At 65.3% G+C, this 4,516-nt stretch carries 4 protein-coding genes; all 4 read right to left on the reverse strand.

What is annotated here, in order from left to right:
* On the reverse strand, window positions 1-418 hold a 418-nt coding region (locus ACUN9Y_RS22020), incomplete at its 3' end, for an aldehyde dehydrogenase family protein (protein ID WP_445462891.1).
* Between the two features lie 159 nt (window positions 419-577).
* Entirely contained in the window at window positions 578-1,567 is a 990-nt protein-coding gene (gene araD1 / locus ACUN9Y_RS22025; protein ID WP_445462892.1) for an AraD1 family protein, read from the reverse strand.
* A gap of 163 nt (window positions 1,568-1,730) precedes the next feature.
* The gene (locus tag ACUN9Y_RS22030; protein WP_445462893.1) at window positions 1,731-2,732 is read right to left on the reverse strand and encodes a glycoside hydrolase family 43 protein; all 1,002 of its coding nucleotides are present in this window, start codon (window positions 2,730-2,732) and stop codon (window positions 1,731-1,733) included.
* A 41-nt stretch (window positions 2,733-2,773) separates the two neighbouring features.
* Window positions 2,774-4,162: an MFS transporter gene (locus tag ACUN9Y_RS22035; RefSeq protein WP_445462894.1), complete on the reverse strand. Its 1,389-nt coding sequence runs from the start codon at window positions 4,160-4,162 to the stop codon at window positions 2,774-2,776.
* Window positions 4,163-4,516 lie beyond the last annotated feature (354 nt).

Below are 4,516 nucleotides of genomic sequence, written 5' to 3' on the forward strand. Positions count from 1 at the left end.
CGCGGGGCATCGGCTGGCGCTCCGGCAGGGCCGGGTCGATGCGCACGTCGAGCCATTCACCGGCGCGGACAACGCCGGCGAACAGGCGCAGCTGGCCACAGGTGCGCCCACGCTCGCCTTCCAGGCGAGCCCGGGGCAGACCGGATTCCTGCATGGCACGGGTGATCAGGTCATCGCCGATGGCCTCGATGTTGTCGGCCACGGTCTCGAGAAAGCGCGCACGCTCCTCGAGGCTTGTCTCGCGGTAGCCGTCGAAGGCGGCCCAGGCGAGTTCGCAGGCACGCTCGACCTCGGCCTTGCCGCCGGCAGGATACCCGGGCTCGAGCCGGTCACCGGTGGACGGATCGATCCCGTGGATGGCGGGACCCTGGGCCAGGACGGCCTGGCTACCGATCAGTTGCTTGCCTTCGAGAGTCATGATCACTCCTTGGTTGGGTCTTGACGGGGCGTCACCGAGCGGGTCGGTGGCTGTGGTGGGTAGCGCCGTGCGGGGCCGCCGCGCAGCCATGGCAATACCGCGGTCACGGCCAACCGCGGCGGGGCAAAGCATCCCTCAGACGAACGCTCAGACGAACGCTCAGAGCGGCGTGACCGTGGTCACGGTGGCGTCGTCTTCTGCGGCCTTCAGCGGATTGCGCAGGGCGCGACCGAGGGCCGGCAATTCGATTTCGAAGCGGTCGCCGGAGCGCGTCGCGATGCCATCGGCGAAGCTCAAGGTGGCGGTGCCGAAGAAGTGCACGTGGACGTCACCGGGGCGGCGGAAGCCGGCGTACTTGAAGTGGTGATGTTCGAGGTTGGCGATGGTATGCGCCATGTTGGCCTCGCCCGTCAAGAACGGCTTCTCCCACAGCACCTTGTCGTCGCGGCGAATGCGGCTCACGCCCTCGAGATGCTCGGGAAGGTCGCCGATCAGTAGCTCCGGCCCGAAGCTGCAGGCCCTGAGCTTGGAGTGGGCCAGCCACAGATAATTGAAGCGCTCGGTGACATGATCGGAGAACTCGTTGCCGACGGCAAAGCCGACCCGATGCGGGCGACCCTTGGCATCGATGACGTAGAGTCCGGCCAGCTCCGGCTCCTCGCCGGCGTCTTCGGCAAAATCCGGCGACGGCAGCGGTGCCTCGGGGGCGACCACGCAGTCGCCATCACCCTTGTAGAACCATTCCGGCTGGGCGCCGGCCTGGCCCGTGCTCGGCTTACCCCCCTCGACGCCGAGCTTGAACATGCGCATGGAGTCGGTGAGCTCTGACTCGTCGGCCTGGGTCTTGGCGTGCATGGCGCTGCGCGTGTCGGCGCTGCCCAGGTGGGTCAGGCCGGTGCCGGTGACCAGGCAGTGAGCCGGGTCCGGATGGGTCAGGGGCGGCAGCAGCAGGCGTTGCTCCACCAGCTGGCCGTAGTCCAGCGTCTCGCCGGTCAGGGCCGCCGTGACGGTGTCGGCCAGGCCTTGGCCGGCATCGAGTGCACGGCGCGCCAGGGTGTAGGTATCGGCATCGGTCAGGCGGACTCGATGCTCGTTTTCCACCAGGGCCGCGCGGGCCTGATTCTGGTGCACACATTGGATGATACGCATCGCTACTTCCTCGGCTTCGATAAGGGGAGCTGCCGTTCCCTGTCCGGTGTGATGCCCAGCCTCTCGCCTTGGCCGACGGGGCGAGGCAGGCTGGACACCAGAATGGTGTTATCTTAACGGCTCAACGGCGAATATGTACAACATACGAAGGTATAACCTCACGTTAATCCCGCCGACTGGGCGGTGCCAGGGTGCCTTCGCCGGCTCGGCCGAAGTCGGGAAAGCCATCGTGGCGCCAGCGGATCGGCTTGACGTAGGTATGGCGATTGGGATCCCACAGGGGATCGCCCTGGATCTCGGTATAGGTCCTGGCATGGTAGACCAGCAGATCGGTATGGCCGTCTTCGGCGACGGTAAAACAACTGTGTCCCGGGCCGTAGACGGCGTTGGCAGGGTCACTCGCGAACACCGGCGAGGGCGACTTCGACCAGTTGGCGGGGTCGAGCAGGTCGCTCTCGGGGTCGGCCCACAGCAGACCCATGCAGTAGTTTTCGTCGGTGGCGCTGGCCGAGTAGGTGATGAAGATGCGGCCGTGACGCAGGAGCACGGCGGGGCCCTCGTTGACCAGAAAACCGCGTGTCTCCCAGTCATGCTCAGGAACGCTCAGGCGGGTCGGTGGGCTCGCCAGTTCGTGGGGTGATCCCATGCTGGCGATGTATAGATTGGTGTTGCCTGGGATCGCCGGATCGTGCTGCGCCCAGACGTAGTACAGCGTGCCTTGGTGATGAAAGGTGGTGGCATCGAGGCTGAAGCTGTCCAGGTGCGTCTCGATGGGCACCGGCTCGCTCCAGGGGCCGGCGAGTGGGTCCGCCGAGGGGCACGAGATGGCGTACATGCGGTGCTGAAACAGCCCGTCGACGATGTCACGGGAGGGGGCCGCCGCGAAGTAAATGGTCCAGCAGCCTCGGCTCGCTGTCGTGTCGCTTGCGGGGTTCTCATGATAGTGCAGCTCCGGCGCCCAGATGAGCGCCGCCAGGGGGCCCGTCTGTGGTTGGTGCCAGACCGTCGTCGCGGGGGCCGAGGCAAGGCCCGCGATGCTATCGGCGGCACGGATCTCGAGGCGGTCGTAGTCCGGCACGGAAGCGATGAAGTAATAGCGTCCGGCGTGCTTGAGGATCCAGGGATCGGCGCGCTGTTCGATCAGCGGTGAAGGTGTCGGTGGCATGCGGGGCTCCGATGTCAGGGGGGCCTTGCGGCGAGGTGACTTCACCGAGAAGGCCCCGGGCCAAATTCCGTGGCGGCGGGATGCTCCGAGGCGAGCTGGCCAGCGCCGTAGGAGGCCAGCGACTCGTAGTACTCGTCGGTGATCCGGTAGCGGAACATGAAGGCGCCCATCAGGGTATGGAAGACGCCGGGGATCACGGAGAGCATCAGGGCGATGCCGGTCAGGGTGAAGGCGCTCTGATCGACGTTGGGCTCGTAGTGGAAGTAGGTCAGCAGAATGCCGACCAGAAAGCCCGCGACGCCCATGCCGGCCTTTTGAAAGAACGAGATGCCGCCGAAGGCGAGCCCCGAGACACGCCGCCCGGTCTTCGCCTCGCCGTAGTCCACGGCTTCGGCGATGGCCGACCAGAACACCGGCGCGTGGAGGTCGACCACGAACGAAATCAGGAAGTAGAGCACGAACGCCAGCAGCACCTCGCCCGGGTCGACGACCACGAACATCAGCACGCTCAGCAGGCCCACCGCCACCTGGCTGTAGCGAAACAGCTTCACCTTGCAGTAGCTCTTGGTGATCCAGGTCGACGCCACCATGGCCAGGATGGCGGCGCCGACGCCCGCGGTCAGAAAGGCCGACAACAGGCCGGGGCCGGCACCGAGGTAGTACTTGGCGTAGTAGGCGGCCACGGAACTGCGCATCACATACCCCATGGTGCCGGTGAAGCAGGCCCCACACAGCAGCAACCACTGATCATTCTTGCGCAAGATGGCGAACTGCTGCCTGAGCGGCTTGTCGTCGATACGGTGCTGGACGCGTTCGGTCGTGGTGAAGTAGCAGAACAGCAGCAACAGGGTGGCCAGCAGGCCCATCAGGCCCATGGCGATCTGATAGCCGAACTCGAGTCTGCCGTCGCCGAACGATTCGGCGAGCTTGGGTACGATGATGGTGACCAGAAAGGCGGCGATCTTGGCGAAGAACAGGCGATAGCCGTTGGCCGACAGCTTGTCCTTGGGGTCGTCGGAGAGCACGCCGATCAGCGAAATGTAGGGAATGGTGACCGCGGTGAACAGCAGCGTCACCAGCAGATAGGTGGCGTAGGCCCACACCAGCTTGGCGTTGTAGCCCCAGTCCGGGGTGGTAAAGAGCAGCAGCACCGAAACACCGAAGGGCACGGCAAAGACCAGGAAGTAGGGACGGTATCGCCCTCGGCGTGTGTTGATGCGATCGGTCAGCATGCCCATCAGCGGATCGGTCACGGCGTCGACCAGCCGTGCCACCAGAAACAGGATGCCCATGTGGGACGGCTTCAAGCCGAAGATGTCGGTATAGAAGTACGAGATGATCAGAAACATCGAGGAGATGACCACATTGATGGCCATATCGCCGCTTCCGAATCCGACCTTCTCGAGATACGTCAGTCGTGGTGTCGCCATGATAACGTCCTTGCTGTCGCTATGGGGGTGGATATCTCCAACGGGGCTTTGGGCGCGAAGGTGGTGGGGCGATGGCGGAGAGGGCGCCGGTGGGAAACGCTGTCGAAGGGACCGCGAGAGGTGCAACGGGGCGCCCTGGGTCATGCGTCTGCTTGGTGGCCGGTGAGGGAGGGGGCGACATCCGGTCGCCCCCTCGATCGGCCCGTGGATCGATCGCCGGGGTCACTCCACCAGCCACAGCGCCATGTCGGGCCATGCCAGCAAGGCGGCCAGCACACACAGCTGCAGGGCGATGAAGGGCAGCACCGAGACGAAGATGTCCTTCAGGCTGACCTCCGGTGGCGCCACCCCCTT

The organism is Halomonas sp. V046 (genome assembly GCF_052645355.1).